Origin of the sequence: Enterobacter sp. 148H3 (assembly GCF_034107425.1) — a bacterium.
In the GTDB taxonomy this organism is placed as follows: Bacteria; Pseudomonadota; Gammaproteobacteria; order Enterobacterales; family Enterobacteriaceae; genus Enterobacter; species Enterobacter vonholyi.
Genome location: NZ_JAWNEI010000026.1, coordinates 1 through 26,246, shown reverse-complemented (window position 1 = coordinate 26,246; position 26,246 = coordinate 1). Strand labels below are relative to the sequence as shown.

Sequence of the window (26,246 nt, the reverse complement as noted above, 5' to 3'; positions counted from 1 at the left end):
CTTTCCTCTTTCAGAGTCAACCCGTTATTTCAGGATTTTTTCTCTTCAACCGACCGGGCTGTTTGTGAAGTGATTCACATCCGCCGTGTCGATGGAGGCGCATTATAGGGATCCCATTTTTTAGCACAAGTATTTTTTAGATCTTTTTTTCCGACTGCTGATTTTCCGCGCTTTTCGCTGAAATCCCGCCCGATCTGCTTAAATATTGACGTATTTTGCCTTGCTTCGATCCATTAATACGATCAAAGTCTTCTGTATAGCGCTCATTGTTAGAGGTAGATATGCCCGCAGTATTACGTCCTTATAAAGATCTGTTCCCCCAAAAAGGCGATCGCGTGATGATCGATGCCAGCAGCGTGGTCATTGGTGATGTCCGAATGGCCGATGATGTCAGTATCTGGCCACTCGTCGCCATCAGGGGTGATGTTAACTATGTGTCGATTGGTGCACGTACCAATATTCAAGACGGTAGCGTCCTGCACGTCACGCACAAATCCTCCTATAACCCGGAAGGCAATCCCCTCATCATTGGAGAAGAGGTTACCGTCGGCCATAAAGTGATGCTTCACGGCTGCACTATCGGAAATCGCGTACTTGTTGGCATGGGGTCGATTTTGCTGGATGGCGTCATAGTAGAAGATGACGTGATGATTGGAGCCGGTAGCCTGGTCCCGCAGAACAAACGGCTGGAGAGCGGCTATCTCTATCTGGGAAGTCCGGTAAAACAGATCCGCCCCCTTAAGGAGGCAGAGATCGAGGGATTAAAATACTCGGCGAACAACTACGTAAAATGGAAAAATGATTATTTGGATCAGGATAGCCAAACCCAACCCTGATCGTCTTCCTGCTCTTCGCGGATTAAATCGCTGGCTTCCTCTTCCAGATCCCAGCGATTTTCGCAAAATACCGCTATCGGATCTGAACCGCCAAAACGACGCAACAGCGTTTCCCCATGAATGGCACAGGTCAGTTGCATGCCGTGTACCAGAACCGGGAAACAGACCGCTTGCTTACTTTCATCCCAGCTCTCTCTGTCCGGAAAATGAATAGCCTGATTCACGCCGAAAGCTCCTGCTTTAACTTTTCAATGACCGGCTCGACTGCAGGCAACACCCCGTGCCAGAGCAGCACCGCATGCGCAGCCTGCCCCACCAGCATGCCGAGTCCATCGGCTAACTGTTTCGCACCGTGTTGTTCACACCAGTTAAGGAAAGGCGTCTTTCCTTTCTGATAAAACATGTCATAGAAATACATATGCGCACTGACCAGCGAAGCGGGGATCGCCGGGATCTCACCACTAATGCCGCTGGATGTGGCATTAATGACAAGATCGAACTCACGATCGGCAAGATCGTCAAGAGCTGCCGCGCTCACGCTGCCGGTATGCGCAAACAACGCCGCCAGCGCTTCTGCCCGGGAAAAGGTTCTGTTAGTAACGGTCACCGAACAGTCCAGTGAAAGCAGAGGCAACAGAACGCCCCGCGATGCGCCACCCGCGCCAATCAGCAGGATCCGGAATCCGGGCTTGATAAAGGAGAGCCTTTCCAAATCGCTGAGTAAACCAATCCCGTCGGTGTTGTCACCCAAAAGGCGTCCATCCTCAAGCCGTTTTAGAGTATTGACTGCACCAGCCAGTGAAGCGCGCTCGGTTAGCTCATCCGCACGTTCGAAGGCTTCCTCTTTAAAAGGCACCGTCACATTCGCGCCTTTGCCCCCCGCGGCGAAAAAGGCCTCCAGCGTTGGGATAAAAGCATCCACTGGCGCCAGTATGCGACCGTAGGGATGATCAATCTCCAGCTGCTCCGCGAATTGCTGATGGATCAACGGTGACTTGCTGTGTGCAATGGGATTGCCAAAAACAGCATAGGTTTCCATGAGATTACCCCTGGCGAATACGTTCGCCGGTCAAAGCGTCGCGAATTTCAGACGGATTCAGGCGCCCTCCCGTTTCACCGACAGCAACAGGGAAGTCATTCCCGAACTGCGCCAGCACTTCTTCGGTTGTCCGACAAGGCGGCAATCCGGTCAGGTTAGCACTTGTTGAGACTAGCGGTTTACCAAATGCCAGACAAAGCTCAACCACCAGCGGATGGTCAGTTACGCGAACGGCGAGGGAATCAAACCGTCCGGTTAACCAACGCGGGGTTGTCGGCTGCGCGGGGAAGACGAAGGTCACCGGTCCCGGCCACGCGGAGAAGATAGTCTCGCGCTGCGCCGGCGTAAGCATGGAGTCATCGATATAAGGTTTAAGCTGCTCGTAATTCGCAGCGATCAAAATCAGTCCTTTCTCGACGGGTCTTTGTTTCAGGGCAAGCAGACGGCTCACAGCCGTCTCGCTGTCAGGATCGCAACCGACCCCAAAAACAGCTTCAGTTGGATAGGCGATGACTTCTTCATTTTTCAGTACGTCCACTGCATGCGCAATGGAGCCTGATGGCAGGTTATTATTCACTATTTTGATCCGCCGTAACCGGCTTTCCACATTGTTTACTGGCGCAGAAGCGTTTCATGCCTTGCGCGGTTTTCTTCTCTATCAGTAGCGGATAATTGCAATGAGGGCAGGTTCCCGCTACCGGTTTAAAATTGATGACGAACTGGCATTCAGGGTAGCGATCGCACGAATGGAAGGTCTTACCATAACGGGAACGGCGCTGTACTAGCTGACCGCGCTGACACTGAGGACACGCAATTGCCGTTTCATCAGGCTTATCAATTTGTTCCGTATGCTCACATTCTGGATAGCGGCTACATCCAATAAACATGCCGAAACGCCCCTGCCGCAGGGCTAATTCACCACCGCACACGGGACAATACTGACCCTCCAGAATTTTAACGATATGTCCATCCGCCTGGCTTTTTAGGGGACGAACATAATCACATTCCGGATAGTGTGAACAACCGAGAAACGGGCCGTGTTTCCCGGACCGAATAACAAGTTCAGCCCCGCACTGCGGGCAGGGCTCGTTTTTATGCACCGTGAATAGTGCTGATTTGGCCATAACAACTCTTGGTGCTGCACATTGAATTAGTGCAGCATACCTTCATTCACTTCAAAGAGTAATTCTTCCATTTGCTGATAGGCATTTTCACAGCCCGGGATATTAAACAGAACCATCAGGATCACCCATTTGAGATCTTCCAGTTCGAATTCTGCTGTATCCAGCGCCATGACGCGCTCTATCACCATTTCTCTCGTTTCGAGGTTCAGCACCTGAATCTGCTCAAGGAATAAGATGAATCCCCGGCAGCTGGCGTCCAGCCTTTCACACTCTTCTGCGGTATAAATGCGTACTGACAATGGATCAGAAGCAAGCTGCATCGGTTCGGCCAGGCCTTCCTGATAATCAGCCAGTTTTTCCAGCCACATCAACGCATTATAGATGTCTTCCCGCTCAAACCCCGCATCGGTAAGATCCTGTGTCAATTTGTCCTGATCCACTCGCATTTCTGCTTCGTTATGGATGTAAGTCTCAAACAAATACATCAGTACGTCGAACATGGCATGCCCTCCTTAATCGGACATAGCCGCCGGGTACAGCTGCGATCCACCCTGCTAACTCCAGTTCGAGTAGCTGTGCTACCGTTACTGGCACAGGTTGGCCGGCACGTTCAGCGACAACGTCAACAGGTGTTACCTCATCTCCTACGTTAGCCAGGAGCTTGGGAAATGGCAATGCCACCTTTCCCTGATCTGATGAATATTGTCGCTTTTCGGGATCTTCCTGTAGCCATTGCAACCCATATTGCAAATTTTCAAGAATATCCCCTACTTCCGTTACCGGTGTGGCCCCTTGCTTAATCAGCCAGTGGGGCCCCTCGCATCCGGGGTTACCTATCGGGCCGGGCAAGGCAAAGACCTCTCTCCCCTGTTCAAGCGCGCATCGTGCCGTGACCAGCGAACCGCTTCGCCGCGCAGCTTCAACTACCAGCACGCCTTTGCTAAGCCCGCTGATAATTCGATTACGACGCGGAAAGTTTGCCGGCCTGGGCTGCGCGGAAAGCGGAAACTCAGAGACTATCGCGCCGTCAGATTCAATAAGCCGCATCGCCAATGCCTGATGTCGGCGTGGATAAATGCTAAAAAGACCGTTCCCCAGCACCGCGACACTTTGTCCTTTAGCTGACAGCGCCGCGCTGTGGGCAACGCCGTCAATACCACAGGCCAGCCCGCTGGTAATCGTGAAACCACTTTGTGTAAGCTGTTCGCACAGGATTTTCCCCCATCGCTCGCCGTACCATGACGGCGCACGACTGCCTACCACCGCCAGCTGAACGGTATTAAGCGTCTCTGGGTTACCTTTTATGAATAATGCACCGGGATAATCAGGGATCGTGCGAAGCAAAGGGGGATAAAGGGGATGGTTGGCCGTTAATAAATGATGCCCCGGCTGCTCAAGCCATAGCAGGCTACGTTCCAGCTCACTCTCATTGAACGCAAAGAATCGTTCAGCCTGCTTTGCTGTCAGTCCAGCATTTCTTAAGACAAGCGTGTCGATGCCTTCCTGCTTCTGCAGTCGTGCAGCCGCTTCCAGCATTACATCACCACACAGAGACCCTGTGTGTATTAGCCGTAGCCATATCTCGGTCAACGTCATCCTTTCCCCTGCCATAAGCGGCCTCCGCAATCATTGCGATTGGTCACTGATGCTGTCAATCGATGGGGGATTTGTCTAGAATAGAGGTAGTATTCTTATCAACTCCTGAACACGACTCTGGAAATTTATGGCAGTTTTGCAAGTGTTACATATTCCGGACGAGCGCCTTCGCATCGTCGCTGAACCGGTCAAAGAAGTGAATGCAGAAATCCAGCGTATCGTTGATGATATGTTCGATACCATGTACGCCGAAGAAGGCATTGGCCTGGCGGCGACACAGGTGGACATTCATAAGCGTATTATCGTGATTGATGTTTCTGAAAATCGCGATGGCCGCCTGGTGCTGATCAACCCTGAGCTGCTCGAAAAGAGTGGCGAAACCGGTATTGAGGAAGGCTGTCTGTCTATTCCTGAACAGCGTGCGTTAGTGCCGCGAGCTGAAAAGGTGAAAATTCGCGCCCTGGATCGTGACGGTAATCCGTTCGAACTTGAAGCAGATGACCTGCTGGCGATTTGTATTCAGCATGAGATGGACCACCTTGTCGGTAAACTGTTTATCGATTACCTCTCACCGCTGAAACAGCAGCGTATTCGTCAGAAAGTAGAAAAACTGGATCGTTTGCGTTCTCGCGCATAACGCCCCCCGGATACAAGGATCATCGTGTCTAAAACACTACGAATTATCTTCGCGGGAACCCCTGATTTTGCAGCGCGTCATCTTGACGCGCTGTTATCTTCCGGTCACAAGGTTGTTGGCGTCTTTACCCAGCCGGACCGTCCTGCTGGTCGCGGCAAAAAAATGATGCCCAGCCCGGTAAAAGTGCTGGCAGAAGAGCATGGGCTACCCGTTTTCCAGCCCGCATCGTTACGCCCCCAGGAAAATCAGCAGCTGGTCGCTGACCTGAAAGCCGACGTAATGGTGGTGGTGGCTTACGGTTTAATCCTGCCAAAAGCTGTGCTCCATATGCCTCGCCTGGGTTGCATCAACGTGCATGGGTCTTTGCTCCCGCGCTGGCGTGGTGCTGCACCTATTCAGCGCTCGCTGTGGGCAGGCGATGCCGAAACGGGCGTTACCATTATGAAGATGGACGTAGGTTTAGACACCGGCGATATGCTGTATAAACTGGCCTGCCCCATTACGTCAGACGATACCAGTGCCACGCTGTATGACAAACTGGCAGACCTCGGTCCACAAGGGCTTATCGAGACGCTCCAGCAGCTTGCTGACAATACGGCGAAACCGGAAGTTCAGGATGACGCGCTGGTGACTTATGCCGAAAAGCTGAGCAAAGAAGAAGCGCGGATCGACTGGTCCCTGTCGGCCGCTCAGCTTGAACGCTGCATTCGCGCTTTCAATCCATGGCCGATGAGCTGGATGGAGATTGATGAGCAGCCAGTGAAAGTGTGGAAAGCCTCCGTCATTAGCGGTACTACTACAGCTGAACCCGGTACGATTGTTGACGCCAACAAGAACGGTATCCAGGTGGCGACTGGGCAAGGGATATTGAATCTTGAATCGCTCCAACCGGCCGGTAAGAAAGCCATGAGCGCTCAGGATCTGTTAAATTCCCGTCGCGAATGGTTTATCCCGGGCAACCGTCTTGCCTGAGCAAATTTATTCTTAAGGCCCGGTGTTTCCGGGCATTTTTATTTTTACGGTTATGAAAAAACAAAATCTACGCAGTATGGCGGCTCAGGCCGTCGAGCAGGTTATTGAGCAGGGCCAGTCATTGAGCAATGTCCTGCCTCCCCTGCAGCAAAAAGTCTCTGATAAGGATAAAGCCCTGCTTCAGGAGCTTTGCTTTGGCGTCCTGCGCACGCTTTCTCAACTTGAGTGGTTGATTAATAAGCTGATGTCACGCCCAATGACAGGCAAACAGCGCACCGTACACTATTTGATTATGGTGGGTTTTTATCAGCTTCTTCATACCCGCATCCCACCCCATGCCGCGCTGGCAGAGACGGTGGAAGGTGCCGTTGCGATTAAACGTCCTCAGCTGAAAGGGCTGATCAACGGCGTACTGCGTCAGTTCCAGAGACAGCAGGAAGAGCTTCTGGCTGAATTTGCCCAAAGCGAAGCGCGCTTCCTGCATCCGGACTGGCTGTTGAAGCGCCTGAAAAAAGCTTATCCGCAGCAATGGCAGGACATTGCCGATGCTAACAACCAGCGTCCACCAATGTGGTTACGCGTGAATCGTAATCACCACACCCGTGACGCATGGCTGGCATTACTTGAAGAAGCTGGAATGAGCGGCTTCACCCATGACGCATACCCTGATGCCGTGCGCTTAGCATCGCCTGCACCGGTACATGCACTGCCCGGCTTTGAAGACGGTTGGGTAACTGTACAGGATGCCTCGGCTCAGGGTTGCATGACCTGGCTTGAACCCCAAAACGGTGAGCAGATCCTCGATCTCTGCGCCGCACCAGGGGGCAAAACGACGCATATTCTTGAAGTGGCTCCGCAGGCCAGCGTGATGGCAGTGGACGTTGATGAGCAGCGTCTTTCACGCGTCTACGACAACCTCAAGCGCCTGGGCATGAAGGCACAGGTTAAGCAAGGCGATGGACGCAAACCAGCAGAATGGTGTGGCGAAACACAATTCGATCGCATTTTGCTGGATGCCCCCTGCTCTGCCACCGGCGTGATTCGTCGTCATCCGGATATCAAGTGGCTGCGTCGCGATCGTGATATTAACGAGCTTGCCCAACTGCAATCCGACATTCTCGACGCCATCTGGCCACATCTTAAACCCGGCGGCACGCTGGTCTATGCGACCTGCTCAGTGCTGCCGGAAGAAAACAGTCAGCAAATCGCGGCCTTCCTTAAACGTACCCCGGATGCAGCGCTGCGCGATACGGGAACGCCTGAATGCCCGGGTCAGCAGAATCTGCCGGGTGCAGAAGAGGGTGATGGCTTCTTTTACGCTAAGCTAATCAAAGAGTGATGTTGAGAACAGGTCACGAGATATGAAGATTATCATTCTGGGCGCAGGACAGGTTGGCGGAACGCTGGCGGAAAACCTGGTTGGGGAAAACAACGACATCACCATAGTTGATACCAACGGCGATCGCCTGCGTGTTTTACAGGACAAATTTGACCTGCGCGTGGTGCAGGGTCATGGTTCGCACCCACGTGTTCTTCGTGAGGCAGGCGCCGACGATGCCGACATGCTGGTTGCGGTAACCAGTTCTGACGAAACCAATATGGTTGCCTGTCAGGTGGCCTACTCGCTTTTCAACACGCCAAACCGAATTGCGCGTATTCGCTCTCCGGACTATGTCCGCGATGCTGAAAAACTGTTTAATTCCGAAGCGGTCCCCATCGACCACCTTATCGCGCCAGAACAGCTGGTTATCGACAATATCTACCGCCTGATCGAATATCCGGGTGCCCTGCAGGTGGTAAACTTTGCCGAGGGCAAAGTGAGTCTGGCAGTGGTTAAGGCCTATTACGGCGGACCATTGATTGGCAATGCGCTTTCCACCATGCGCGAGCACATGCCGCATATCGATACGCGCGTCGCAGCCATTTTCCGTCACGACAGACCCATTCGCCCGCAGGGCTCCACGATTGTCGAAGCCGGTGATGAGGTCTTCTTTATTGCGGCCTCACAGCATATTCGTGCGGTGATGAGTGAACTACAGCGTCTCGAAAAACCCTATAAACGCATTATGCTGGTCGGCGGCGGCAATATCGGTGCAGGTCTGGCACATCGGTTAGAAAAAGATTACAGCGTGAAGTTGATCGAGCGCGATCAACAGCGTGCTGCTGAACTGGCGGAAAAACTTCAAAATACGATCGTATTTTATGGTGATGCGTCCGATCAGGAGCTACTGGCTGAAGAGCATATTGATCAAGTCGATCTCTTTATTGCCGTCACCAACGATGACGAGGCAAATATAATGTCCGCCATGCTCGCGAAGCGCATGGGGGCAAAAAAAGTCATGGTGCTTATCCAGCGCAAGGCGTATGTCGATCTGGTTCAGGGCAGCGTTATTGATATTGCCATTTCGCCTCAGCAGGCAACAATTTCAGCGCTTCTGAGCCATGTTCGTAAAGCGGATATTGTCGGTGTGTCATCGCTCCGCCGTGGCGTGGCGGAAGCCATTGAAGCTGTTGCTCACGGAGATGAAACCACGTCACGCGTCGTGGGCCGGTCAATCGATGAAATTAAGCTTCCACCAGGCACGATCATCGGCGCCGTTGTGCGCGGGAATGATGTCATGATTGCCAATGATAATTTACGAATTGAGCAAGGCGATCACGTTATTATGTTCCTTACCGATAAAAAGTTTATTACCGACGTCGAACGTTTATTCCAGCCAAGTCCATTCTTCCTTTAAAGAATTGGGTGCTCCAGAAAGAGCACCCTTACTTTATCCTTTTCATTTTTGTGCCTTTTATTTTTTATAATGTTTAATTATCCCGAATGGCAATTGGCTAATCATTTGTTAAACTTAAACTCGTCAGCTGGCACAAGGAGAGAACAATGAGTTTTATTAAAGAATTTCGCGAATTTGCGATGCGCGGGAACGTGGTGGATTTAGCTGTGGGTGTCATTATTGGTGCGGCATTCGGCAAGATTGTTTCATCATTAGTGGCCGACATTATCATGCCACCTTTAGGGTTGTTAATCGGGGGCATAGATTTCAAACAGTTCGCTTTCACGCTGCGTGAAGCACAGGGTGATGTGCCGGCGGTCGTGATGCACTACGGCGTATTCATTCAGAACGTATTTGATTTTGTGATTGTCGCGTTTGCCATTTTTATGGCTATCAAGCTGATCAACAGGCTCAATCGTAAGAAAGAAGAGCCAGCTGCAGCACCTGCACCAACGAAAGAAGAAGTGCTGCTGAGTGAGATCCGCGATCTGTTAAAAGAGCAGAACAACCGCGTTTAATCAAAAGCTTAAAGCAGGAAGGCCAGTGGTAAATAAGCGATTCGCTTGCTTGCCACTGGCCTCCCAGTTACCCCGTTTTTCATGCTTGTCTTTACGCAGATAACTTCCTTTCCCTTTTTTATTCTTCTCAACGCGCTGTCTGAATAGCGGGTCGTGAAGTAGTGCCTCAATGGCATTGTCTTTGATCTGACCTTTCGTATGCTGATAGCGGCTCATAAATTCTCCTGAGCTTGGTTTATGACGACGGGAGTCTAGACCCGGATGAACTAAAAATCAACAGCCCTGCGTTTCTCCACTGGCTCCCTGTTCAAGGGCTTCCAGAATGGAACAATAAATACTGCTGTGGGCCGTACCGCAGCAGGCATCATTCAGCCTTTGCAGGGAGCGCTGCATGGTCTGCAGCTCCTGAATGCGTGCTTCCACTTCATCCAGACGGGCCTGCACAATGCTTTTAGACTCCTGGCAGGTGTGATGTGCCGGATCGATGCGGATCGATAAAAGTTCGCGGATCGAGTCTAATGTGAAACCGAGCTGGCGCGCATAACGAATAAACCGCAGGCGCTGCAGATCGTTATCGGTATAAAGTCGAAAGCCACCTTCAGTACGAACTTCATGATCGATCATCTGCTGCTTTTCGTAATATCGGATGGTATCCGGCGTGACGTTAGCGAGCTTCGCAAGTTCACCGATACGGTACATAACTACTCCTCGTTAATTTTCCGCAACAAGCTTTCACCGTATTCACCGTGCAGAAAGTCAGTGTTCATTCCTGCCTGGCGAAGCTTGAGTTCAATCAGGGCGAGACGACGGCTAAGTTCAGAATGTCGCGGATCGTCCTGACGGATGCCTTTAAGCAGATCGGCCAGTTCAACAGCCTCTCTGCGCTGTTCAAGCTCCGGAGGGAGACAGCCTGCATTTTTAAGTAAACGGTAGCCCGCCCGTAGTTCAGGCGCAATGTGCGAGTCATCGTCAAGCACAAGGGGTTCGCCGCGTCCCGGAAGATCGTCGAATTCACCTTTTTTTTGGGCATCACGAATATGGCGTTCTGCCCACTGGTCGAGCAACCACATTACCAGCTCCAGAAGATGAACAGAATTGATACAGACATTGTAGAGAAGTGGGGATATCACGGATATAAAAAAACCCGCCGGAGCGGGTTTTTTTACGTTACTGCAGATTACTCTGCAGCAGCTTCTGCTTTCTCTGAACGATCAACCAGCTCGATGTAAGCCATCGGCGCGTTGTCGCCTGCACGGAAACCACACTTCAGAATGCGAGTGTAACCACCGGCACGGCTCGCGAAACGCGGGCCCAGTTCGTTAAACAGTTTTGCCACGATCTCGTTATCACGAGTACGGGCGAATGCCAGACGACGATTAGCAACGCTGTCAGTCTTGGCAAGAGTAATCAGCGGCTCAACTACGCGACGCAGCTCTTTCGCTTTAGGCAGGGTCGTCTTGATGATCTCATGACGAACCAGTGAACCTGCCATGTTGCGGAACATAGCCTGGCGATGGCTGCTGTTGCGGTTCAGTTGACGACCACTCTTACGATGGCGCATGACCTTATCCTTCTCAGTAAAACCTTAACCTGTGATCCGGTTACTCGTCAGCAATGCTTGCCGGTGGCCAGTTTTCCAGGCGCATGCCCAGAGACAGACCACGAGAAGCCAGCACGTCTTTAATCTCAGTAAGAGATTTTTTACCCAGGTTCGGCGTTTTCAGCAACTCAACCTCGGTACGCTGTACCAGATCACCGATATAGTGGATAGCTTCTGCCTTGAGGCAGTTAGCAGAGCGGACAGTCAACTCGAGATCGTCAACAGGGCGCAGCAGGATCGGATCGAATTCTGGTTTCTCTTCTTTCACTTCCGGCTGACGTACATCACGTAAGTCAACGAAAGCTTCCAGTTGTTCTGCCAGGATGGTTGCCGCACGACGAATCGCCTCTTCAGGATCGATTGTGCCGTTGGTTTCCATTTCGATGACCAGCTTGTCCAGGTCGGTACGCTGTTCTACACGCGCTGCTTCAACATTGTAGGCAATACGCTCTACAGGGCTGTAGCATGCGTCGACCAGCAGACGGCCGATTGGGCGCTCATCTTCTTCCGAATGAATTCGGGCAGAAGCCGGCACATAACCACGACCGCGCTGAACTTTGATACGCATGCTAATCGCTGCGTTCTCATCGGTCAGGTGGCAGATCACGTGCTGCGGCTTGACGATTTCAACATCACCGTCGTGGGTGATGTCGGCTGCAGTCACAGGGCCAATGCCAGATTTATTCAGAGTAAGAATAACTTCATCTTTACCCTGAACTCTCACCGCCAGCCCTTTCAGGTTGAGCAGGATTTCAAGGATATCTTCCTGAACGCCTTCTTTGGTGCTGTACTCATGAAGTACACCATCAATCTCAACCTCGGTCACCGCGCAACCCGGCATCGATGAGAGCAGAATACGGCGCAGTGCGTTACCCAGAGTATGGCCAAAGCCACGCTCTAAAGGCTCAAGGGTCACCTTGGCGTGCGTCGAACTCACTTGCTCGATATCTACCAGGCGCGGTTTTAGAAACTCTGTCACAGAACCCTGCATTGTGTCCTCTCTTTGGTACTAAGCTTTACTTGGAGTAAAGCTCGACGATCAGGTGTTCGTTAATGTCCGCAGACAGATCAGAACGTTCTGGCTGACGCTTGAACGTACCTTCCATCTTGCCAGCATCAACTTCCAGCCAGGTTGGCTTTTCACGCTGCTCAGCCAGCTCCAGAGCGGCCTTCACGCGAGATTGCTTTTTCGCTTTCTCACGAATGCTAACAACGTCATTCGCTTTAACCTGATAAGAAGCGATGTTAACAACACGACCGTTTACCATGATTGCTTTGTGGCTAACCAGCTGACGTGATTCAGCACGAGTAGCGCCGAAGCCCATACGGTATACAACGTTGTCCAGACGACCTTCCAGCAGAGCCAGCAGGTTTTCACCTGTGTTGCCTTTCAGACGTGCTGCTTCTTTGTAGTAGTTACGGAACTGACGCTCCAGCACACCGTACATACGGCGAACTTTTTGCTTTTCACGCAACTGCACACCATAGTCAGACAGACGCGGTTTACGCGCACCGTGCTGGCCAGGAGCTTGTTCAATTTTACACTTGGTATCGATCGCGCGAACGCCAGACTTAAGGAATAAGTCGGTGCCCTCACGACGGCTCAGCTTGAGCTTAGGACCCAAATATCTTGCCATTTTCTATCTCCAACTAACCTAAAAAACGGAGCGTTATACGCGACGTTTTTTCGGCGGACGACAACCGTTATGAGGGATCGGAGTCACATCAGTAATATTCGTGATGCGGAAACCAGCGGCGTTCAGAGCGCGAACAGTAGATTCACGACCCGGACCCGGACCTTTAACCATAACTTCCAGATTCTTGATGCCGTATTCTTTTACGGCTTCAGCGCAACGCTCTGCTGCAACCTGAGCTGCGAACGGAGTGGATTTGCGAGAACCACGGAAACCGGAACCACCGGCTGTTGCCCAACCCAATGCGTTACCCTGACGATCAGTAATAGTAACGATGGTGTTGTTGAAAGAAGCATGGATATGAGCCACGCCGTCAGAGACTTGTTTTCTTACACGTTTACGTGCACGAACTGGTGCCTTTGCCATTATTCAATCACCCCGATTATTTCTTGATCGGTTTGCGCGGACCCTTACGGGTACGTGCGTTGGTCTTAGTACGCTGACCGCGCACTGGCAGACCACGACGATGACGCAAACCGCGATAGCAACCAAGATCCATCAGGCGCTTGATGCTCATGCTGATTTCACGGCGCAGATCACCTTCAACGACAAATTTGGCAACTTCGTCACGCAGCGTGTCGATTTGTTCTTCAGACAGCTCACTGATCTTAACATCTTCAGCGATACCCGCTGCAGCCAGAATGGCTTTAGAACGGGTCTTGCCGACGCCGTAGATCGAAGTTAATGCGATCACAGCATGTTTCTGATCAGGAATGTTAATGCCTGCTATACGGGCCACTATGCACTCCTACTATTTAATATGTACGCACCATGCTGAAAAGCCCGTTTTCAGGATACTCAAATGGAAACGTACAGACATACAAAAGATTGGCTGGCTAATCTAGCCAGCTCAACCCAACTTTGCAAGAAAAATATGCGAAATAATCAGCCTTGGCGCTGTTTATGCTTCGGCTCGGCACTGCAAATCACACGGATGACACCATCACGCTTAACGATTTTGCAGTTACGGCATAATTTCTTGACGGAAGCACGAACTTTCATTTTTACTCTCCGTAACTTCTCAGGCGACCAATTAGCGGCCGTAGCCTTTCAGGTTCGCCTTCTTCAATGCAGACTCATACTGACTGGACATCATCAGAGTTTGCACTTGAGCCATAAAGTCCATAATCACGACAACAACGATAAGCAGTGAGGTCCCACCGAAGTAGAACGGTACTTTCATTGCATCACGCATGAACTCCGGGATCAGGCAGATAAAAGTAATATAGAGCGCACCAACCAAAGTCAGGCGGGTCATTACTTTATCGATATACTTCGCCGTTTGCTCTCCCGGACGAATTCCTGGTACAAATGCACCGGACTTCTTCAGGTTATCTGCTGTTTCACGCGGGTTGAAGACCAACGCCGTGTAGAAGAAACAGAAGAAGATGATCGCAGACGCATAGAGTAACACATAAAGTGGTTGCCCAGGCTGCAAATACAGCGAAATTGTTGTCAGCCAGTTCCAACCAGTACCGCCCCCGAACCATGACGCGATGGTAGCCGGGAACAGAATAATACTGGAAGCGAAGATAGCCGGGATAACCCCCGCCATGTTCACTTTCAGCGGTAAATGTGTGCTCTGTGCAGCATAGACACGACGACCTTGCTGACGTTTAGCGTAGTTCACCACAATGCGGCGTTGACCACGTTCAACGAAGACAACAAAGAACGTCACTGCAAATACTAATACTGCAACCAACAGCAACAGGAGGAAGTGCAGGTCGCCTTGACGCGCTTGCTCGATAGTATGGGCGATGGCTGGCGGGAGACCCGCAACAATACCGGCGAAGATGATGATTGAGATACCGTTACCGATACCACGCTCAGTAATCTGTTCGCCGAGCCACATCAGGAACATTGTCCCTGTGACCAGACTTACAACAGCGGTGAAGTAGAATGCAAAGCCCGGGTTTAACACCAGGCCCTGCATACCAGGCATATTCGGCAGACCGGTAGCAATACCGATCGACTGGAATATTGCCAGCACCAGAGTACCGTAACGGGTGTACTGACTAATCTTACGACGTCCAGACTCCCCTTCTTTCTTCAACTCTGCCAGGGCCGGATGAACGACCGTCAGCAGCTGGATAATAATAGATGCCGAAATGTACGGCATAATACCCAATGCAAAGATAGAAGCACGGCTGAGAGCACCACCAGAGAACATGTTGAACATTTCAATGATGGTGCCTCGCTGTTGCTCAAGCAGTTTGGCAAGTACAGCGGCATCGATACCAGGGATCGGAATAAAAGAGCCAATACGGAACACAATCAGCGCGCCGATAACAAACAGCAGTCTGCGTTTCAGCTCGCCAAATCCACCTTTGGCACTTTGAAAATCTAATCCCGGTTGCTTAGCCATCTGCTACTTATTCCTCAATTTTACCGCCAGCAGCTTCGATAGCAGCACGAGCACCTTTAGTAACACGCAGGCCACGAACAGTTACCGGAGTAGAAACTTCACCAGCCAGGATCACTTTCGCGAACTCGATCTGGATACCGATAATGTTTGCTGCTTTCAGCGTGTTCAGGTCTACAACGCCGCCTTCAACTTTCGCCAGGTCAGACAGACGGATTTCCGCTGTGATCGCTGCTTTGCGAGAGGTGAAGCCGAACTTCGGCAGACGACGGTACAGTGGCATCTGGCCACCCTCGAAACCGCGACGTACGCCACCGCCAGAACGAGAGTTCTGACCTTTGTGACCACGACCACCGGTTTTACCGAGGCCAGAACCGATACCACGACCCAGGCGTTTACCCGCCTTTTTAGAGCCTTCGGCCGGAGACAGAGTATTTAAACGCATCTCTTACTCCTCAACTTTAACCATGAAGTAAACCGCGTTGACCATACCACGAACAGCAGGAGTATCCTCGCGCTCAACGGTATGACCAATACGACGCAGACCCAGGCCAAGCAGCGTTGCCTTGTGTTTCGGCAGACGACCGATTGCACTGCGGGTTTGAGTGATTTTAATAGTCTTTGCCATGGTCAATTACCCCAGAATTTCTTCAACGGATTTACCACGCTTGGCAGCGACCATTTCTGGAGAATTCATATTTTCCAGGCCATCAATAGTTGCACGAACCACGTTGATCGGGTTGGTGGAACCATATGCTTTAGCCAGAACGTTATGAACCCCAGCAACTTCCAGAACGGCGCGCATTGCACCACCGGCGATGATACCGGTACCTTCTGAAGCTGGCTGCATGAATACACGAGAACCCGTGTGAACACCTTTAACTGGGTGCTGCAGGGTGCCGTTGTTCAGCGCGACGTTAATCATGTTGCGACGGGCTTTTTCCATCGCTTTCTGGATCGCTGCTGGAACTTCACGCGCTTTACCGTAACCAAAACCAACGCGACCGTTACCATCGCCTACTACAGTCAGAGCTGTGAAGGAGAAAATACGACCACCTTTAACGGTTTTAGATACGCGGTTTACCGCGATCAGCTTTTCCTGCAGTTCGCCAGCCTGTTTTTCGATGTGAGCCATCTTACACCTCTACCTTAGAACTGAAGGCCAGCTTCACGGGCAGCATCTGCCAGTGCCTGGACACGACCATGATATTGGAACCCGGAACGGTCAAAGGAAACATTGCTGATGCCTTTTTCCAGAGCGCGTTCAGCAACAGCTTTACCTACAGCTGCAGCGGCGTCTTTGTTACCGGTGTACTTCAATTGTTCTGAGATAGCTTTTTCTACAGTAGAAGCAGCTACCAGAACTTCAGAACCGTTCGGTGCAATTACCTGTGCGTAAATATGACGCGGGGTACGATGTACCACCAGGCGAGTTGCACCCAGCTCTTTGAGCTTGCGGCGTGCGCGGGTCGCACGACGGATACGAGCAGATTTCTTATCCATAGTGTTACCTTACTTCTTCTTAGCCTCTTTGGTACGCACGACTTCGTCGGCGTAACGAACACCCTTGCCTTTGTAAGGCTCAGGACGACGGTAGGCGCGCAGATCTGCTGCAACCTGGCCGATCAGCTGTTTATCAGCGCCTTTCAGCACGATTTCAGTTTGAGTCGGACATTCTGCAGTGATACCGGCCGGCAGCGGATGCTCAACAGGGTGTGAGAAGCCCAGAGACAGGCCTACTGCATTCCCTTTGATAGCTGCACGATAACCTACACCAACCAGCTGAAGCTTTTTAGTGAAGCCTTCGGTAACACCAACAACCATTGAGTTCAGCAGGGCACGCGCGGTACCAGCCTGAGCCCATCCATCCACGAAACCATCACGTGGACCGAAGGTCAGAGCGTTATCTGCATGTTTAACTTCAACAGCTTTGTTGAGGGTACGAGTCAGCTCGCCGTTTTTACCTTTGATCGTAATAACCTGACCGTCGATTTTTACATCAACGCCGGCAGGAATAACGACCGGTGCTTTAGCAACACGAGACATTCTTTCCTCCGATTAGGCTACGTAGCAGATAATTTCGCCACCAAGACCAGCCTGGCGCGCTGCACGATCAGTCATAACACCTTTAGAGGTAGAAACAACTGCGATACCAAGACCAGCCATAACTTTTGGCAGCTCATCTTTTTTCTTATAGATGCGCAGGCCTGGGCGGCTGACACGCTGAATGCTTTCTACAACAGCTTTACCCTGGAAATACTTGAGAGTAAGTTCCAGTTCCGGCTTGGTGTCGCCTTCAACTTTAAAATCTTCGATAAAACCTTCTTCCTTCAGCACGTTGGCAATTGCCACTTTCAGCTTGGCGGAAGGCATGGTGACCGCAACTTTGTTCGCGGCCTGACCGTTACGGATACGGGTCAGCATATCCGCGATCGGATCTTGCATGCTCATCTGTCTTTACTCCCGTGATTCAATTGGTAATTACCAGCTAGCCTTTTTCAAGCCTGGCACTTCACCGCGCATGGCGGCTTCACGCAGTTTGATACGGCTCAACCCAAACTTGCCCACATAACCATGTGGACGACCTGTTTGACGACAGCGGTTACGCTGACGAGACGGGCTGGAATCACGCGGCAGAGACTGCAGCTTGAGAACCGCATTCCAACGATCTTCGTCGGAAGCGTTCACATCAGAAATGATCGCTTTCAGTTCAGCGCGTTTAGCGAAGAATTTATCAGCTAAAGCTACGCGCTTTACTTCGCGTGCTTTCATTGATTGCTTAGCCATTCAGTAACCCTACCTTACTTGCGGAACGGGAAGTCAAAGGCAGCCAGCAGAGCACGGCCTTCTTCGTCAGATTTCGCAGTAGTGGTAATGGTAATATCCAAACCACGCACGCGGTCGACTTTATCGTAGTCGATTTCTGGGAAGATGATCTGCTCACGGACACCCATGCTGTAGTTACCACGACCGTCGAAAGACTTAGCGGACAAGCCACGGAAGTCACGGATACGTGGAACAGCAATAGTGATCAGGCGCTCAAAGAACTCCCACATGCGTTCGCCACGCAGAGTTACTTTACAGCCGATCGGATAGCCCTGACGGATTTTGAAGCCTGCAACAGATTTGCGTGCTTTGGTGATCAGCGGTTTTTGACCGGAGATTGCTGTCAGGTCAGCTGCTGCGTTATCCAGCAGTTTCTTGTCAGCGATCGCTTCACCAACACCCATGTTCAGGGTGATCTTCTCGACCCGAGGGACTTGCATGACAGAATTGTAGTTAAACTCGGTCATGAGTTTTTTAACTACTTCGTCTTTGTAGTAATCATGCAGTTTCGCCATCGTACTACTCCAAATTACTTGATAGTTTCGCTGTTAGACTTGAAGAAACGGACTTTTTTGCCGTCTTCGAATCTAAAGCCTACACGGTCAGCCTTGCCGGTAGCCGCATTGAAGATTGCAACGTTAGAAACCTGAATAGCAGCTTCTTTTTCAACGATGCCACCTGGTTGGTTCAGGGCCGGAACCGGCTTCTGATGTTTCTTAACCAGGTTGATACCTTCAACGACAAGTTTGCCGGAAGACAGAACATTTTTTACTTTACCGCGTTTACCTTTATCTTTACCGGTTAACACGATAACTTCGTCATCACGACGGATTTTCGCTGCCATGATTCGCTCCTTAGAGTACTTCTGGTGCCAGAGAGATAATTTTCATGAACTTCTCAGTACGAAGTTCACGAGTTACCGGCCCAAAGATACGCGTGCCGATAGGCTGCTCGCTGTTATTGTTTAAAATAACGCATGCATTACCATCGAAGCGAATGACAGAACCGTCAGGGCGACGAACACCCTTCTTGGTGCGCACCACTACCGCCTTCAGCACATCACCTTTTTTGACCTTACCACGTGGAATTGCTTCCTTGATGGTGATCTTGATGATGTCGCCTACGCCTGCGTAGCGACGGTGCGAGCCACCCAGAACCTTGATACACATTACGCGACGTGCACCGGAGTTGTCGGCGACGTTCAGCATAGTCTGTTCTTGGATCATTTTAGTGCTCCGCTAATGTCAACTACTACCTGAGACTCTAAAATCAGAGCCGTTAAAAAGCCCCATATCGAGGGCGCGGCATTATAACACCGCTTCTGCAATATGGGTAGAAAAAATAAACGGCTCATCGCTGAGCCGTTTATTCGTATTGAGAAGGCGTACTGTATTACAGAACCGCTTTCTCTACAACGCGAACCAGCGTCCAGGACTTAGTCTTGGACAGTGGACGGCATTCACGGATTTCAACCTTGTCGCCGATACCACATTCGTTGTTCTCGTCATGTACGTGCAGTTTGGTCGTACGCTTGATGAATTTACCGTAGATCGGGTGTTTCACAATACGTTCGATAGCTACAACAATGGATTTCTCCATTTTGTCGCTAACAACACGACCTTGCAGAGTACGGATTTTATCGGTCATTACGCACCCGCCTTCTGAGTCAGTAAAGTCTTAACGCGTGCAACATTGCGACGCACTTGCTTCAGCAGGTGAGTCTGTTGCAGCTGGCCACTTGCAGCCTGCATACGCAGGTTGAACTGCTCACGCAGCAGGTTCAGCAGCTCAGCGTTCAGCTCTTCAACGCTTTTTTCACGCAGCTCTTTTGCTTTCATTACATCACCGTCTTAGTTACAAAGGTGGTTTTGATAGGCAGTTTCGCTGCTGCCAGGCCGAAGGCTTCACGGGCCAGCTCTTCCGGAACACCGTCCATTTCATAAAGGACTTTGCCCGGTTGGATCAAGGCAACCCAGTACTCCACGTTACCTTTACCTTTACCCATACGAACTTCCAGCGGCTTCTCGGTGATCGGTTTGTCCGGGAATACACGGATCCAGATCTTACCTTGACGCTTAACTGCACGGGTCATTGCACGACGTGCTGCTTCGATCTGACGTGCAGTCAGACGACCACGGCCAACAGCTTTCAGACCGAAAGTGCCGAAGCTAACATCCGTACCCTGCGCCAGACCACGGTTGCGGCCTTTGTGCACTTTACGGAATTTTGTACGCTTTGGTTGTAACATCAGCGACGCTCCTTATTTACGGCCTTTACGCTGCTGCTTTTTAGGTTGAGCAGCCGGTTTTTCCGGTTGTTCAACAGCAGCCATACCACCCAGGATCTCACCTTTGAAGATCCATACCTTAACGCCGATTACACCGTAAGTGGTGTGCGCTTCAGAGGTGTTGTAGTCGATGTCAGCACGCAGAGTGTGCAGCGGTACGCGACCTTCACGGTACCATTCGGTACGTGCGATTTCCGCGCCGCCCAGACGGCCGCTAACTTCAACTTTGATACCTTTAGCGCCCAGACGCATTGCGTTCTGTACAGCACGCTTCATAGCACGACGGAACATAACACGACGTTCCAGCTGCGAAGTGATGCTGTCAGCAACCAATTTAGCGTCCAGTTCAGGCTTACGAACTTCAGCGATATTGATCTGTGCAGGAACGCCAGCGATATCCGCTACGACCTTGCGCAGTTTTTCTACGTCTTCGCCTTTCTTACCGATAACGATGCCAGGACGAGCAGTGTGAATAGTCACACGGATGCTCTTCGCTGGACGCTCGATAACGATACGAGATACAGACGCTTTAGCCAGTTCCTTAGTCAGGTACTGACGTACTTTAAAATCGCTGTCCAGGTTGTCAGCGAATTCTTTGGTGTTCGCAAACCAGGTAGAGTTCCATGGTTTTACAATACCCAGGCGAATACCATTAGGATGTACTTTCTGACCCATTGCTAGTCTCCAGAGTCTCAGCGATCGGACACAACCACAGTAATGTGGCTGGTGCGCTTCAGGATGCGATCTGCACGACCTTTCGCACGCGGCATAATGCGCTTCATGCTTGGGCCTTCATCTACGAAAATTTTCGCGACTTTCAGATCGTCGATGTCAGCGCCATCGTTGTGTTCAGCGTTAGCAATGGCAGATTCCAGTACTTTCTTGACCAATACCGCAGCTTTCTTGTTGGTATAGGTCAGGATGTCCAGGGCCTGCGACACTTTCTTACCGCGAATCAGGTCAGCAACAAGGCGAACCTTCTGAGCAGAAGAACGAGCATGGCGATGTTGAGCTAAAGTTTCCATCTCTTCCTCCTACCTTATTTCTTCTTCGCTTTTTTATCAGCAGCGTGGCCGCGATAAGTACGAGTCGGTGCGAATTCACCCAGTTTGTGACCAACCATTTCGTCGGTAACAAAGACTGGAACGTGCTGACGACCATTATGGACAGCGATGGTCAAACCGATCATGTTAGGAAAGATCGTTGAACGACGGGACCAAGTGCGCAGGGGCTTCTTGTCTCCGCTTTCCACCGCTTTCTCTACCTTCTTCAGCAAGTGCAGGTCAATAAAAGGACCTTTCTTGAGAGAACGTGGCATGGCTTATCCTCTAAAATTATTTGCTACGGCGACGTACGATAAATTTATCAGTACGCTTGTTGCTGCGGGTCTTCTTACCTTTGGTCTGAACGCCCCACGGAGATACCGGGTGCTTACCAAAGTTACGACCTTCACCACCACCATGTGGGTGGTCGACTGGGTTCATCGCAGTACCGCGAACGGTAGGACGAACACCACGCCAGCGTGCAGCACCTGCTTTACCCAGAACGCGCAGCATATGCTCAGCATTGCCAACTTCGCCCAGAGTAGCGCGGCAGTCTGCTTCGACTTTACGCATTTCACCAGAACGCAGACGCAGGGTGACATAAGCACCATCACGAGCAACGATCTGAACGTAAGTACCAGCGGAACGTGCCAGCTGACCGCCTTTACCTGGTTTCATTTCTACGTTATGAACGGTAGAACCAACCGGGATATTGCGCATCGGCAGGGTGTTGCCTGCTTTGATTGCAGCATCAACGCCAGACTGAATCTGGTCGCCAGCTTTCAGGCCTTTAGGGGCCAGGATGTAACGGCGTTCGCCGTCTTTGTACAGAACCAGCGCGATGTTCGCGGAACGGTTCGGATCGTACTCAAGACGTTCAACAACTGCTGGGATACCGTCTTTGTTGCGTTTGAAGTCAACAATACGATAAGCCTGCTTGTGGCCACCACCGATGTGACGAGTGGTGATACGGCCATTGTTGTTACGACCACCGGATTTGCTGTTTTTTTCCAGCAACGGAGCAAAAGGTTTGCCCTTGTGCAGCTCAGGGTTAACCACTTTAACTACGTGGCGACGACCCGGAGATGTCGGTTTACATTTAACAACTGCCATTGTATTACTCCTCCGACTTACTCAGCGCCGCCAACGAAGTCCAGATTCTGGCCTTCTTTCAGGGTGACGTAAGCTTTTTTCCAGTCGCTACGACGACCGATACGCTGTCCGTGACGTTTAACTTTCCCTTTAACTACCAGGGTGTTAACGACTTCGACTTCGACTTCAAACAGTTTCTGCACAGCAGCTTTGATCTCTGCTTTGGTCGCGTCTTTAGCAACTTTGAGAACGATGGTGTTTGTTTTTTCCATCGCAGTAGACGCTTTTTCAGAAACGTGCGGTGCGCGAAGCACCTTCAGCAGACGTTCTTCACGAATCATGCCAGCATCTCCTCAACTTGCTTAACAGCATCAGCAGTCATTACGACTTTGTCGAAGGCGATCAGGCTAACCGGGTCGATACCAGTCGCATCGCGTACGTCAACCTTGTGCAGGTTACGTGCGGCCAGGAACAGGTTCTCGTCCAGCTCACCGGTGATGATCAGCACATCTTCCAGAGCCATGTCTTTCAGTTTCTGTGCCAGCAGCTTAGTTTTAGGCGCTTCAACAGAGAACTTCTCGACAACGATCAGACGATCCTGACGTACCAGTTCGGACAGGATGCTTTTCAGCGCGCCGCGGTACATCTTTTTGTTAACTTTTTGACTGTGGTCCTGTGGACGCGCAGCAAAGGTCACGCCACCTGAACGCCAGATCGGGCTCTTGATAGAACCTGAACGCGCACGGCCGGTACCTTTCTGGCGCCATGGCTTTTTGCCAGAACCAGTTACTTCAGCACGAGTCTTCTGAGCACGAGTACCCTGACGAGCACCAGCTGCATAAGCAACAACAACCTGGTGAACCAGCGCTTCGTTGAAATCACGACCGAAGGTAGTTTCGGAAACAGTCAGCGCGCTCTGCGCGTCTTTCAATACTAATTCCATTGCTATCCCCTTACGCCTTCACAGCTGGTTTAACGATCAGGTCGCTACCGGTTGCACCCGGAACTGCACCTTTAACCAGCAGCAGGTTGCGCTCAGCGTCAACACGTACTACGTCCAGGCTCTGAACGGTTACACGTTCGTTACCCAGCTGACCTGCCATTTTCTTGCCTTTGAACACTTTGCCCGGAGTCTGGTTCTGACCGATAGAACCCGGAACGCGGTGAGACAAGGAGTTACCGTGAGTAGCGTCCTGGGTACGGAAGTTCCAGCGCTTAACGGTACCAGCAAAACCTTTACCTTTAGAGGTACCGGTTACGTCAACTTTTTTAACGTCAGCAAACAGCTCAACGCTAATGTCCTGACCTACGGTGAACTCTTCGCCTTCAGCAAGACGGAATTCCCACAGACCACGGCCAGCTTCTACGCCAGCTTTAGCGAAGTGACCCGCTTCTGGTTTGGTTACACGGTTAGCTTTTTTAGCACCAGTGGTAACCTGAATAGCGCGGTAGCCATCGTTAGCCAGATCTTTAACCTGAGTAACGCGGTTTGCTTCAACTTCGATTACGGTTACTGGGATAGAAACGCCATCTTCAGTGAAGATGCGGGTCATACCCACTTTTTTACCGACTAAACCAATCATTGTTTCAACCTCTCAATCGCTCGATGACCTGATTAACCCAGGCTGATCTGCACGTCTACACCGGCAGCCAGATCCAGACGCATCAGAGCATCAACGGTTTTCTCAGTTGGCTCAACGATGTCAACCAGACGCTTGTGAGTGCGGATTTCGTACTGATCGCGCGCGTCTTTGTTGACGTGCGGGGAGATCAGAACGGTGAAGCGCTCTTTGCGGGTCGGCAGCGGGATCGGACCACGGACTTGCGCACCAGTGCGCTTAGCAGTCTCGACGATTTCCGCGGTTGATTGATCGATCAGACGATGATCAAACGCTTTAAGGCGGATACGGATTCTTTGGTTCTGCATGAGACCAGAGCTCCAATTATTTTATAAACGAAAATGATTACTCCTCAAACCCATTACGATTGATGGGAGAGTGTAACCGTTCTTACGTAGCTCCCCAATTGGGAGCATTGTTGAGTAACAAAATGAGCTACTCTGGTTCTGATTGAACCCGCCGTCAATTACGACAAGCCCGCGCATTATACGTAAATCTGGGCAAGACGCAAGTGCCGTTTAGAAATTAAGCGCCAAAGGCGCAGTATTCGTAAGAGCGCGCAACATTTTATGCAATGTAATCTGCGTCGATGCTTTGTTTCGAGCCGCTACGCGTCTCCGTTTTTTATGCGTTGCCGGCAAGGCCGATTATAACGAGTATGCGCTCAAACCCGCTTGAGGCCTTTTTCATGCTAACCACCCTCCCCTTTCTGCTGATCTATCTTTCGCTGACTGCCTTACTGGTACATGCCGATATTCGTTACGGTCTGCTTCCCGATAAATTTCTCTGCCCGCTGCTATGGGCGGGCCTGCTCTTTCAACTCTGTATCCAACCTGATTTTCTGCCGAGCGCGGTGGCGGGTGCGATGGCTGGATATATCGGCTTTGCCATTATTTACTGGGGCTACTGGTTTATCCGCCGGCGTGAAGGTATGGGATATGGCGATGTAAAATACCTGGCGGCACTGGGTGCATGGCATGGCTGGTGCGTATTGCCTACGCTGGCGTTGCTTGCAGCACTGATGGCGCTTCTCTGCATTCTTGTTTTTTCGTTAATCCGCCCTGATAAGAAGGCAATAAAAAACCCGCTGCCTTTTGGGCCATTTCTGGCAGCAGCGGGTTTATGCGTTGGCTGGAAGACGTTGCTTATTCTTCCACTTTAATCTGTGACTGAAGATAGTTTTGCAGGCCAATTTTAGCAATGAGATCCAGCTCCGTTTCCAGCCAGTCAATATGGCCTTCTTCATCGGCCAGGATCTGGATCATCATATCGCGACTGACGTAGTCATGTACGCTGTCAGCATAGGCAATGGCTTCACGGAGATCTTTGGCACCTTCAAGCTCCAGCCTAAGGTCGGAACGCAGCATCTCTTCGACATCTTCTCCGATGCCCAGCTTGCCGAGATCCTGCAGGTTTGGAATGCCTTCAAGGAATAAAATACGCTCGATATATTTATCAGCGTGTTTCATCTCATCTATAGATTCATGGTACTCAACGTCGTTTAAACGTTTGAGTCCCCAGTTTTTGAACATTCTCGCGTGAAGAAAGTACTGGTTGATTGCGACAAGCTCATTTCCCAATAATTTATTGAGATAACTTATGATTTTAACATCACCTTTCATTATATAGTCCCTCCGCTTCCACTCATTGAAGCGTAGATCGGGCTACAGGGATGTCAAAAAAAAGATGGGCGCTTACGCGATCTCTTTGTATTCCGGGATCTGCATCAGTTCGTCCTGCATGATCTCTCGCGCAGCACGTACACATTTACCGCATTGATTTCCCACCGGAACAAATTTGCGAAGCTGCTGGAATGACTGGGGCTGGAACTGGCGAACGGCCTGACGTATTTTTTTGTCGCTTACACCATTACATAAACAAACGTACATATAAACTCCCGTTCAAATTATGCGCAAAGTGTAAGTGAGAATGGTTATGATTACAATAGCACAAACGCCAGAATGCGGGGCGGGAGCAGGCAAAAAATGCGAAATTTTGTGACAAATACCTGAGCGGCAGATAACAAAAAGGACGCCGAAGCGTCCTTTTTTATTCGGGGATAATTAATTAGCCCAGAACTTTAGCAACAACGCCCGCGCCAACGGTACGGCCGCCTTCACGGATTGCGAAACGCAGACCGTCGTCCATCGCGATTGGGTGGATCAGAGTCACAACCATCTTGATGTTGTCGCCTGGCATTACCATCTCAACGCCTTCTGGCAGT

General features: G+C 50.9%; 46 protein-coding genes and 1 pseudogene. 7 read left to right on the top strand and 40 right to left on the bottom strand.

Annotated features, from left to right (window positions below; translation table 11 throughout):
- Positions 1 to 281 precede the first annotated feature (281 nt).
- The gene (locus USH94_RS21850; RefSeq protein ID WP_111966069.1) at positions 282 to 836 is read left to right on the top strand and encodes a gamma carbonic anhydrase family protein; all 555 of its coding nucleotides are present in this window, start codon (positions 282 to 284) and stop codon (positions 834 to 836) included.
- Here the strand turns inward: USH94_RS21850 and USH94_RS21845 are convergent.
- Genes USH94_RS21845 through dprA form a run of 6 tightly spaced genes read right to left on the bottom strand, consistent with a single transcriptional unit; the run spans position 812 to position 4,595 of the window.
- Positions 812 to 1,060, bottom strand: a complete 249-nt coding sequence (locus tag USH94_RS21845; RefSeq protein ID WP_111966068.1) for a DUF1488 domain-containing protein — start codon at positions 1,058 to 1,060, stop codon at positions 812 to 814. The two genes, USH94_RS21850 and USH94_RS21845, sit on opposite strands and share 25 nt — an antisense overlap.
- The gene (gene aroE / locus USH94_RS21840) at positions 1,057 to 1,875 is read right to left on the bottom strand and encodes a shikimate dehydrogenase (protein ID WP_111966067.1); all 819 of its coding nucleotides are present in this window, start codon (positions 1,873 to 1,875) and stop codon (positions 1,057 to 1,059) included. The genes USH94_RS21845 and aroE overlap by 4 nt, the downstream gene beginning before the upstream one ends.
- A gap of 4 nt (positions 1,876 to 1,879) precedes the next feature.
- A complete protein-coding gene (gene tsaC / locus USH94_RS21835; RefSeq protein ID WP_111966066.1) occupies positions 1,880 to 2,452 on the bottom strand; it encodes an L-threonylcarbamoyladenylate synthase type 1 TsaC in 573 nt (190 codons plus the stop codon).
- On the bottom strand, positions 2,445 to 2,999 hold the full coding sequence (locus USH94_RS21830) for a type I DNA topoisomerase (RefSeq protein ID WP_047652855.1): 555 nt from the start codon (positions 2,997 to 2,999) through the stop codon (positions 2,445 to 2,447). Before USH94_RS21830 ends, tsaC begins: the two co-directional genes overlap by 8 nt.
- Positions 3,000 to 3,025: 26 nt before the next feature.
- On the bottom strand, positions 3,026 to 3,499 hold the full coding sequence (smg, locus tag USH94_RS21825) for a DUF494 family protein Smg (protein ID WP_008503477.1): 474 nt from the start codon (positions 3,497 to 3,499) through the stop codon (positions 3,026 to 3,028).
- Positions 3,471 to 4,595 carry a DNA-protecting protein DprA gene (gene dprA, locus USH94_RS21820; RefSeq protein ID WP_111966072.1) on the bottom strand — a complete coding sequence of 375 codons (1,125 nt, stop codon included), beginning with the start codon at positions 4,593 to 4,595 and terminating at the stop codon, positions 3,471 to 3,473. Before dprA ends, smg begins: the two co-directional genes overlap by 29 nt.
- A 127-nt stretch (positions 4,596 to 4,722) precedes the next feature.
- Between dprA and def the strand changes: the two genes are divergently transcribed.
- From def to mscL, 5 genes are all read left to right on the top strand, one after another.
- On the top strand, positions 4,723 to 5,232 hold the full coding sequence (gene def, locus USH94_RS21815) for a peptide deformylase (protein WP_008503479.1): 510 nt from the start codon (positions 4,723 to 4,725) through the stop codon (positions 5,230 to 5,232).
- 24 nt (positions 5,233 to 5,256) lie between these two features.
- Positions 5,257 to 6,204 carry a methionyl-tRNA formyltransferase gene (gene fmt / locus USH94_RS21810; RefSeq protein ID WP_111966065.1) on the top strand — a complete coding sequence of 316 codons (948 nt, stop codon included), beginning with the start codon at positions 5,257 to 5,259 and terminating at the stop codon, positions 6,202 to 6,204.
- A gap of 52 nt (positions 6,205 to 6,256) precedes the next feature.
- Positions 6,257 to 7,543, top strand: coding sequence for a 16S rRNA (cytosine(967)-C(5))-methyltransferase RsmB (rsmB, locus tag USH94_RS21805; RefSeq protein WP_111966071.1), 1,287 nt, complete (start codon positions 6,257 to 6,259; stop codon positions 7,541 to 7,543).
- A 22-nt stretch (positions 7,544 to 7,565) separates the two neighbouring features.
- A complete protein-coding gene (gene trkA, locus USH94_RS21800) occupies positions 7,566 to 8,942 on the top strand; it encodes a Trk system potassium transporter TrkA (protein WP_008503482.1) in 1,377 nt (458 codons plus the stop codon).
- A gap of 146 nt (positions 8,943 to 9,088) precedes the next feature.
- Positions 9,089 to 9,499, top strand: a complete 411-nt coding sequence (gene mscL, locus USH94_RS21795; RefSeq protein WP_023309449.1) for a large-conductance mechanosensitive channel protein MscL — start codon at positions 9,089 to 9,091, stop codon at positions 9,497 to 9,499.
- Here mscL and USH94_RS21790 read toward each other — a convergent pair whose 3' ends face one another.
- From USH94_RS21790 to rpsJ, 31 genes are all read right to left on the bottom strand, one after another.
- On the bottom strand, positions 9,500 to 9,715 hold the full coding sequence (locus USH94_RS21790) for an alternative ribosome-rescue factor A (RefSeq protein ID WP_111966064.1): 216 nt from the start codon (positions 9,713 to 9,715) through the stop codon (positions 9,500 to 9,502).
- 57 nt (positions 9,716 to 9,772) lie between these two features.
- Positions 9,773 to 10,198, bottom strand: a complete 426-nt coding sequence (gene zntR, locus USH94_RS21785) for a Zn(2+)-responsive transcriptional regulator (protein ID WP_014833516.1) — start codon at positions 10,196 to 10,198, stop codon at positions 9,773 to 9,775.
- Between the two features lie 2 nt (positions 10,199 to 10,200).
- Complete coding sequence (locus USH94_RS21780; RefSeq protein WP_111966063.1) at positions 10,201 to 10,569, bottom strand: DUF1992 domain-containing protein; 369 nt, start codon at positions 10,567 to 10,569, stop codon at positions 10,201 to 10,203.
- 107 nt (positions 10,570 to 10,676) lie between these two features.
- Positions 10,677 to 11,060 carry a 50S ribosomal protein L17 gene (gene rplQ / locus USH94_RS21775; RefSeq protein ID WP_001216368.1) on the bottom strand — a complete coding sequence of 128 codons (384 nt, stop codon included), beginning with the start codon at positions 11,058 to 11,060 and terminating at the stop codon, positions 10,677 to 10,679.
- 40 nt (positions 11,061 to 11,100) lie between these two features.
- A complete protein-coding gene (locus USH94_RS21770; protein ID WP_002919219.1) occupies positions 11,101 to 12,090 on the bottom strand; it encodes a DNA-directed RNA polymerase subunit alpha in 990 nt (329 codons plus the stop codon).
- Between the two features lie 25 nt (positions 12,091 to 12,115).
- A complete protein-coding gene (rpsD, locus tag USH94_RS21765; protein WP_004868345.1) occupies positions 12,116 to 12,736 on the bottom strand; it encodes a 30S ribosomal protein S4 in 621 nt (206 codons plus the stop codon).
- A 33-nt stretch (positions 12,737 to 12,769) separates the two neighbouring features.
- Entirely contained in the window at positions 12,770 to 13,159 is a 390-nt protein-coding gene (gene rpsK, locus USH94_RS21760) for a 30S ribosomal protein S11 (RefSeq protein ID WP_003863312.1), read from the bottom strand.
- A gap of 16 nt (positions 13,160 to 13,175) precedes the next feature.
- Positions 13,176 to 13,532 carry a 30S ribosomal protein S13 gene (gene rpsM, locus USH94_RS21755; RefSeq protein WP_003863308.1) on the bottom strand — a complete coding sequence of 119 codons (357 nt, stop codon included), beginning with the start codon at positions 13,530 to 13,532 and terminating at the stop codon, positions 13,176 to 13,178.
- Positions 13,533 to 13,678: 146 nt separating this feature from the next.
- A complete protein-coding gene (gene rpmJ, locus USH94_RS21750) occupies positions 13,679 to 13,795 on the bottom strand; it encodes a 50S ribosomal protein L36 (protein ID WP_000868187.1) in 117 nt (38 codons plus the stop codon).
- Positions 13,796 to 13,826: 31 nt separating this feature from the next.
- Entirely contained in the window at positions 13,827 to 15,158 is a 1,332-nt protein-coding gene (gene secY / locus USH94_RS21745) for a preprotein translocase subunit SecY (RefSeq protein WP_003863305.1), read from the bottom strand.
- A gap of 7 nt (positions 15,159 to 15,165) precedes the next feature.
- A complete protein-coding gene (gene rplO / locus USH94_RS21740) occupies positions 15,166 to 15,600 on the bottom strand; it encodes a 50S ribosomal protein L15 (protein ID WP_003863304.1) in 435 nt (144 codons plus the stop codon).
- A 3-nt stretch (positions 15,601 to 15,603) separates the two neighbouring features.
- Entirely contained in the window at positions 15,604 to 15,783 is a 180-nt protein-coding gene (rpmD, locus tag USH94_RS21735) for a 50S ribosomal protein L30 (RefSeq protein WP_003863301.1), read from the bottom strand.
- A gap of 6 nt (positions 15,784 to 15,789) precedes the next feature.
- Entirely contained in the window at positions 15,790 to 16,290 is a 501-nt protein-coding gene (gene rpsE / locus USH94_RS21730; protein WP_003863299.1) for a 30S ribosomal protein S5, read from the bottom strand.
- A gap of 14 nt (positions 16,291 to 16,304) precedes the next feature.
- Positions 16,305 to 16,658 carry a 50S ribosomal protein L18 gene (gene rplR / locus USH94_RS21725; RefSeq protein ID WP_003863297.1) on the bottom strand — a complete coding sequence of 118 codons (354 nt, stop codon included), beginning with the start codon at positions 16,656 to 16,658 and terminating at the stop codon, positions 16,305 to 16,307.
- Positions 16,659 to 16,667: 9 nt separating this feature from the next.
- Positions 16,668 to 17,201 carry a 50S ribosomal protein L6 gene (gene rplF / locus USH94_RS21720; protein WP_003863296.1) on the bottom strand — a complete coding sequence of 178 codons (534 nt, stop codon included), beginning with the start codon at positions 17,199 to 17,201 and terminating at the stop codon, positions 16,668 to 16,670.
- Between the two features lie 12 nt (positions 17,202 to 17,213).
- The gene (gene rpsH / locus USH94_RS21715; protein ID WP_006178918.1) at positions 17,214 to 17,606 is read right to left on the bottom strand and encodes a 30S ribosomal protein S8; all 393 of its coding nucleotides are present in this window, start codon (positions 17,604 to 17,606) and stop codon (positions 17,214 to 17,216) included.
- Positions 17,607 to 17,636: 30 nt separating this feature from the next.
- Positions 17,637 to 17,942, bottom strand: coding sequence for a 30S ribosomal protein S14 (rpsN, locus tag USH94_RS21710; RefSeq protein WP_003863291.1), 306 nt, complete (start codon positions 17,940 to 17,942; stop codon positions 17,637 to 17,639).
- Positions 17,943 to 17,956: 14 nt separating this feature from the next.
- The gene (gene rplE, locus USH94_RS21705; protein ID WP_001096202.1) at positions 17,957 to 18,496 is read right to left on the bottom strand and encodes a 50S ribosomal protein L5; all 540 of its coding nucleotides are present in this window, start codon (positions 18,494 to 18,496) and stop codon (positions 17,957 to 17,959) included.
- 14 nt (positions 18,497 to 18,510) lie between these two features.
- Positions 18,511 to 18,825 (bottom strand): 50S ribosomal protein L24, encoded by a 315-nt coding sequence (rplX, locus tag USH94_RS21700; RefSeq protein ID WP_003863287.1) that lies wholly within the window; start codon positions 18,823 to 18,825, stop codon positions 18,511 to 18,513.
- 10 nt (positions 18,826 to 18,835) lie between these two features.
- The gene (gene rplN, locus USH94_RS21695; protein ID WP_002919748.1) at positions 18,836 to 19,207 is read right to left on the bottom strand and encodes a 50S ribosomal protein L14; all 372 of its coding nucleotides are present in this window, start codon (positions 19,205 to 19,207) and stop codon (positions 18,836 to 18,838) included.
- A 166-nt stretch (positions 19,208 to 19,373) separates the two neighbouring features.
- Complete coding sequence (gene rpsQ, locus USH94_RS21690) at positions 19,374 to 19,628, bottom strand: 30S ribosomal protein S17 (RefSeq protein ID WP_008503489.1); 255 nt, start codon at positions 19,626 to 19,628, stop codon at positions 19,374 to 19,376.
- The gene (rpmC, locus tag USH94_RS21685) at positions 19,628 to 19,819 is read right to left on the bottom strand and encodes a 50S ribosomal protein L29 (protein ID WP_003863282.1); all 192 of its coding nucleotides are present in this window, start codon (positions 19,817 to 19,819) and stop codon (positions 19,628 to 19,630) included. The genes rpsQ and rpmC overlap by 1 nt, the downstream gene beginning before the upstream one ends.
- Positions 19,819 to 20,229 (bottom strand): 50S ribosomal protein L16, encoded by a 411-nt coding sequence (rplP, locus tag USH94_RS21680; protein ID WP_002919759.1) that lies wholly within the window; start codon positions 20,227 to 20,229, stop codon positions 19,819 to 19,821. Before rplP ends, rpmC begins: the two co-directional genes overlap by 1 nt.
- Before the next feature lie 12 nt (positions 20,230 to 20,241).
- Positions 20,242 to 20,943, bottom strand: a complete 702-nt coding sequence (gene rpsC / locus USH94_RS21675) for a 30S ribosomal protein S3 (protein WP_000529945.1) — start codon at positions 20,941 to 20,943, stop codon at positions 20,242 to 20,244.
- 17 nt (positions 20,944 to 20,960) lie between these two features.
- Positions 20,961 to 21,293 carry a 50S ribosomal protein L22 gene (gene rplV, locus USH94_RS21670; protein ID WP_002919773.1) on the bottom strand — a complete coding sequence of 111 codons (333 nt, stop codon included), beginning with the start codon at positions 21,291 to 21,293 and terminating at the stop codon, positions 20,961 to 20,963.
- Between the two features lie 14 nt (positions 21,294 to 21,307).
- Entirely contained in the window at positions 21,308 to 21,586 is a 279-nt protein-coding gene (gene rpsS / locus USH94_RS21665) for a 30S ribosomal protein S19 (protein WP_001138117.1), read from the bottom strand.
- Between the two features lie 16 nt (positions 21,587 to 21,602).
- A complete protein-coding gene (gene rplB / locus USH94_RS21660) occupies positions 21,603 to 22,424 on the bottom strand; it encodes a 50S ribosomal protein L2 (protein ID WP_008457150.1) in 822 nt (273 codons plus the stop codon).
- Between the two features lie 17 nt (positions 22,425 to 22,441).
- Positions 22,442 to 22,744 carry a 50S ribosomal protein L23 gene (rplW, locus tag USH94_RS21655; protein WP_000617546.1) on the bottom strand — a complete coding sequence of 101 codons (303 nt, stop codon included), beginning with the start codon at positions 22,742 to 22,744 and terminating at the stop codon, positions 22,442 to 22,444.
- Entirely contained in the window at positions 22,741 to 23,346 is a 606-nt protein-coding gene (gene rplD, locus USH94_RS21650) for a 50S ribosomal protein L4 (RefSeq protein ID WP_000424395.1), read from the bottom strand. The genes rplW and rplD overlap by 4 nt, the downstream gene beginning before the upstream one ends.
- 10 nt (positions 23,347 to 23,356) lie before the next feature.
- On the bottom strand, positions 23,357 to 23,986 hold the full coding sequence (gene rplC / locus USH94_RS21645; RefSeq protein ID WP_003863274.1) for a 50S ribosomal protein L3: 630 nt from the start codon (positions 23,984 to 23,986) through the stop codon (positions 23,357 to 23,359).
- Between the two features lie 32 nt (positions 23,987 to 24,018).
- The gene (rpsJ, locus tag USH94_RS21640) at positions 24,019 to 24,330 is read right to left on the bottom strand and encodes a 30S ribosomal protein S10 (RefSeq protein WP_001181005.1); all 312 of its coding nucleotides are present in this window, start codon (positions 24,328 to 24,330) and stop codon (positions 24,019 to 24,021) included.
- A 380-nt stretch (positions 24,331 to 24,710) separates the two neighbouring features.
- Between rpsJ and USH94_RS21635 the strand changes: the two genes are divergently transcribed.
- On the top strand, positions 24,711 to 25,184 hold the full coding sequence (locus USH94_RS21635; RefSeq protein WP_111966070.1) for a prepilin peptidase: 474 nt from the start codon (positions 24,711 to 24,713) through the stop codon (positions 25,182 to 25,184).
- Here the strand turns inward: USH94_RS21635 and bfr are convergent.
- The 3 genes and pseudogenes from bfr to tuf all read right to left on the bottom strand — a co-directional run.
- Complete coding sequence (gene bfr / locus USH94_RS21630) at positions 25,168 to 25,644, bottom strand: bacterioferritin (RefSeq protein WP_008503492.1); 477 nt, start codon at positions 25,642 to 25,644, stop codon at positions 25,168 to 25,170. The two genes, USH94_RS21635 and bfr, sit on opposite strands and share 17 nt — an antisense overlap.
- Before the next feature lie 72 nt (positions 25,645 to 25,716).
- Complete coding sequence (bfd, locus tag USH94_RS21625) at positions 25,717 to 25,911, bottom strand: bacterioferritin-associated ferredoxin (protein ID WP_008503493.1); 195 nt, start codon at positions 25,909 to 25,911, stop codon at positions 25,717 to 25,719.
- Between the two features lie 178 nt (positions 25,912 to 26,089).
- Positions 26,090 to 26,246, bottom strand: a pseudogene (gene tuf / locus USH94_RS21620) (elongation factor Tu); the annotation flags it as partial.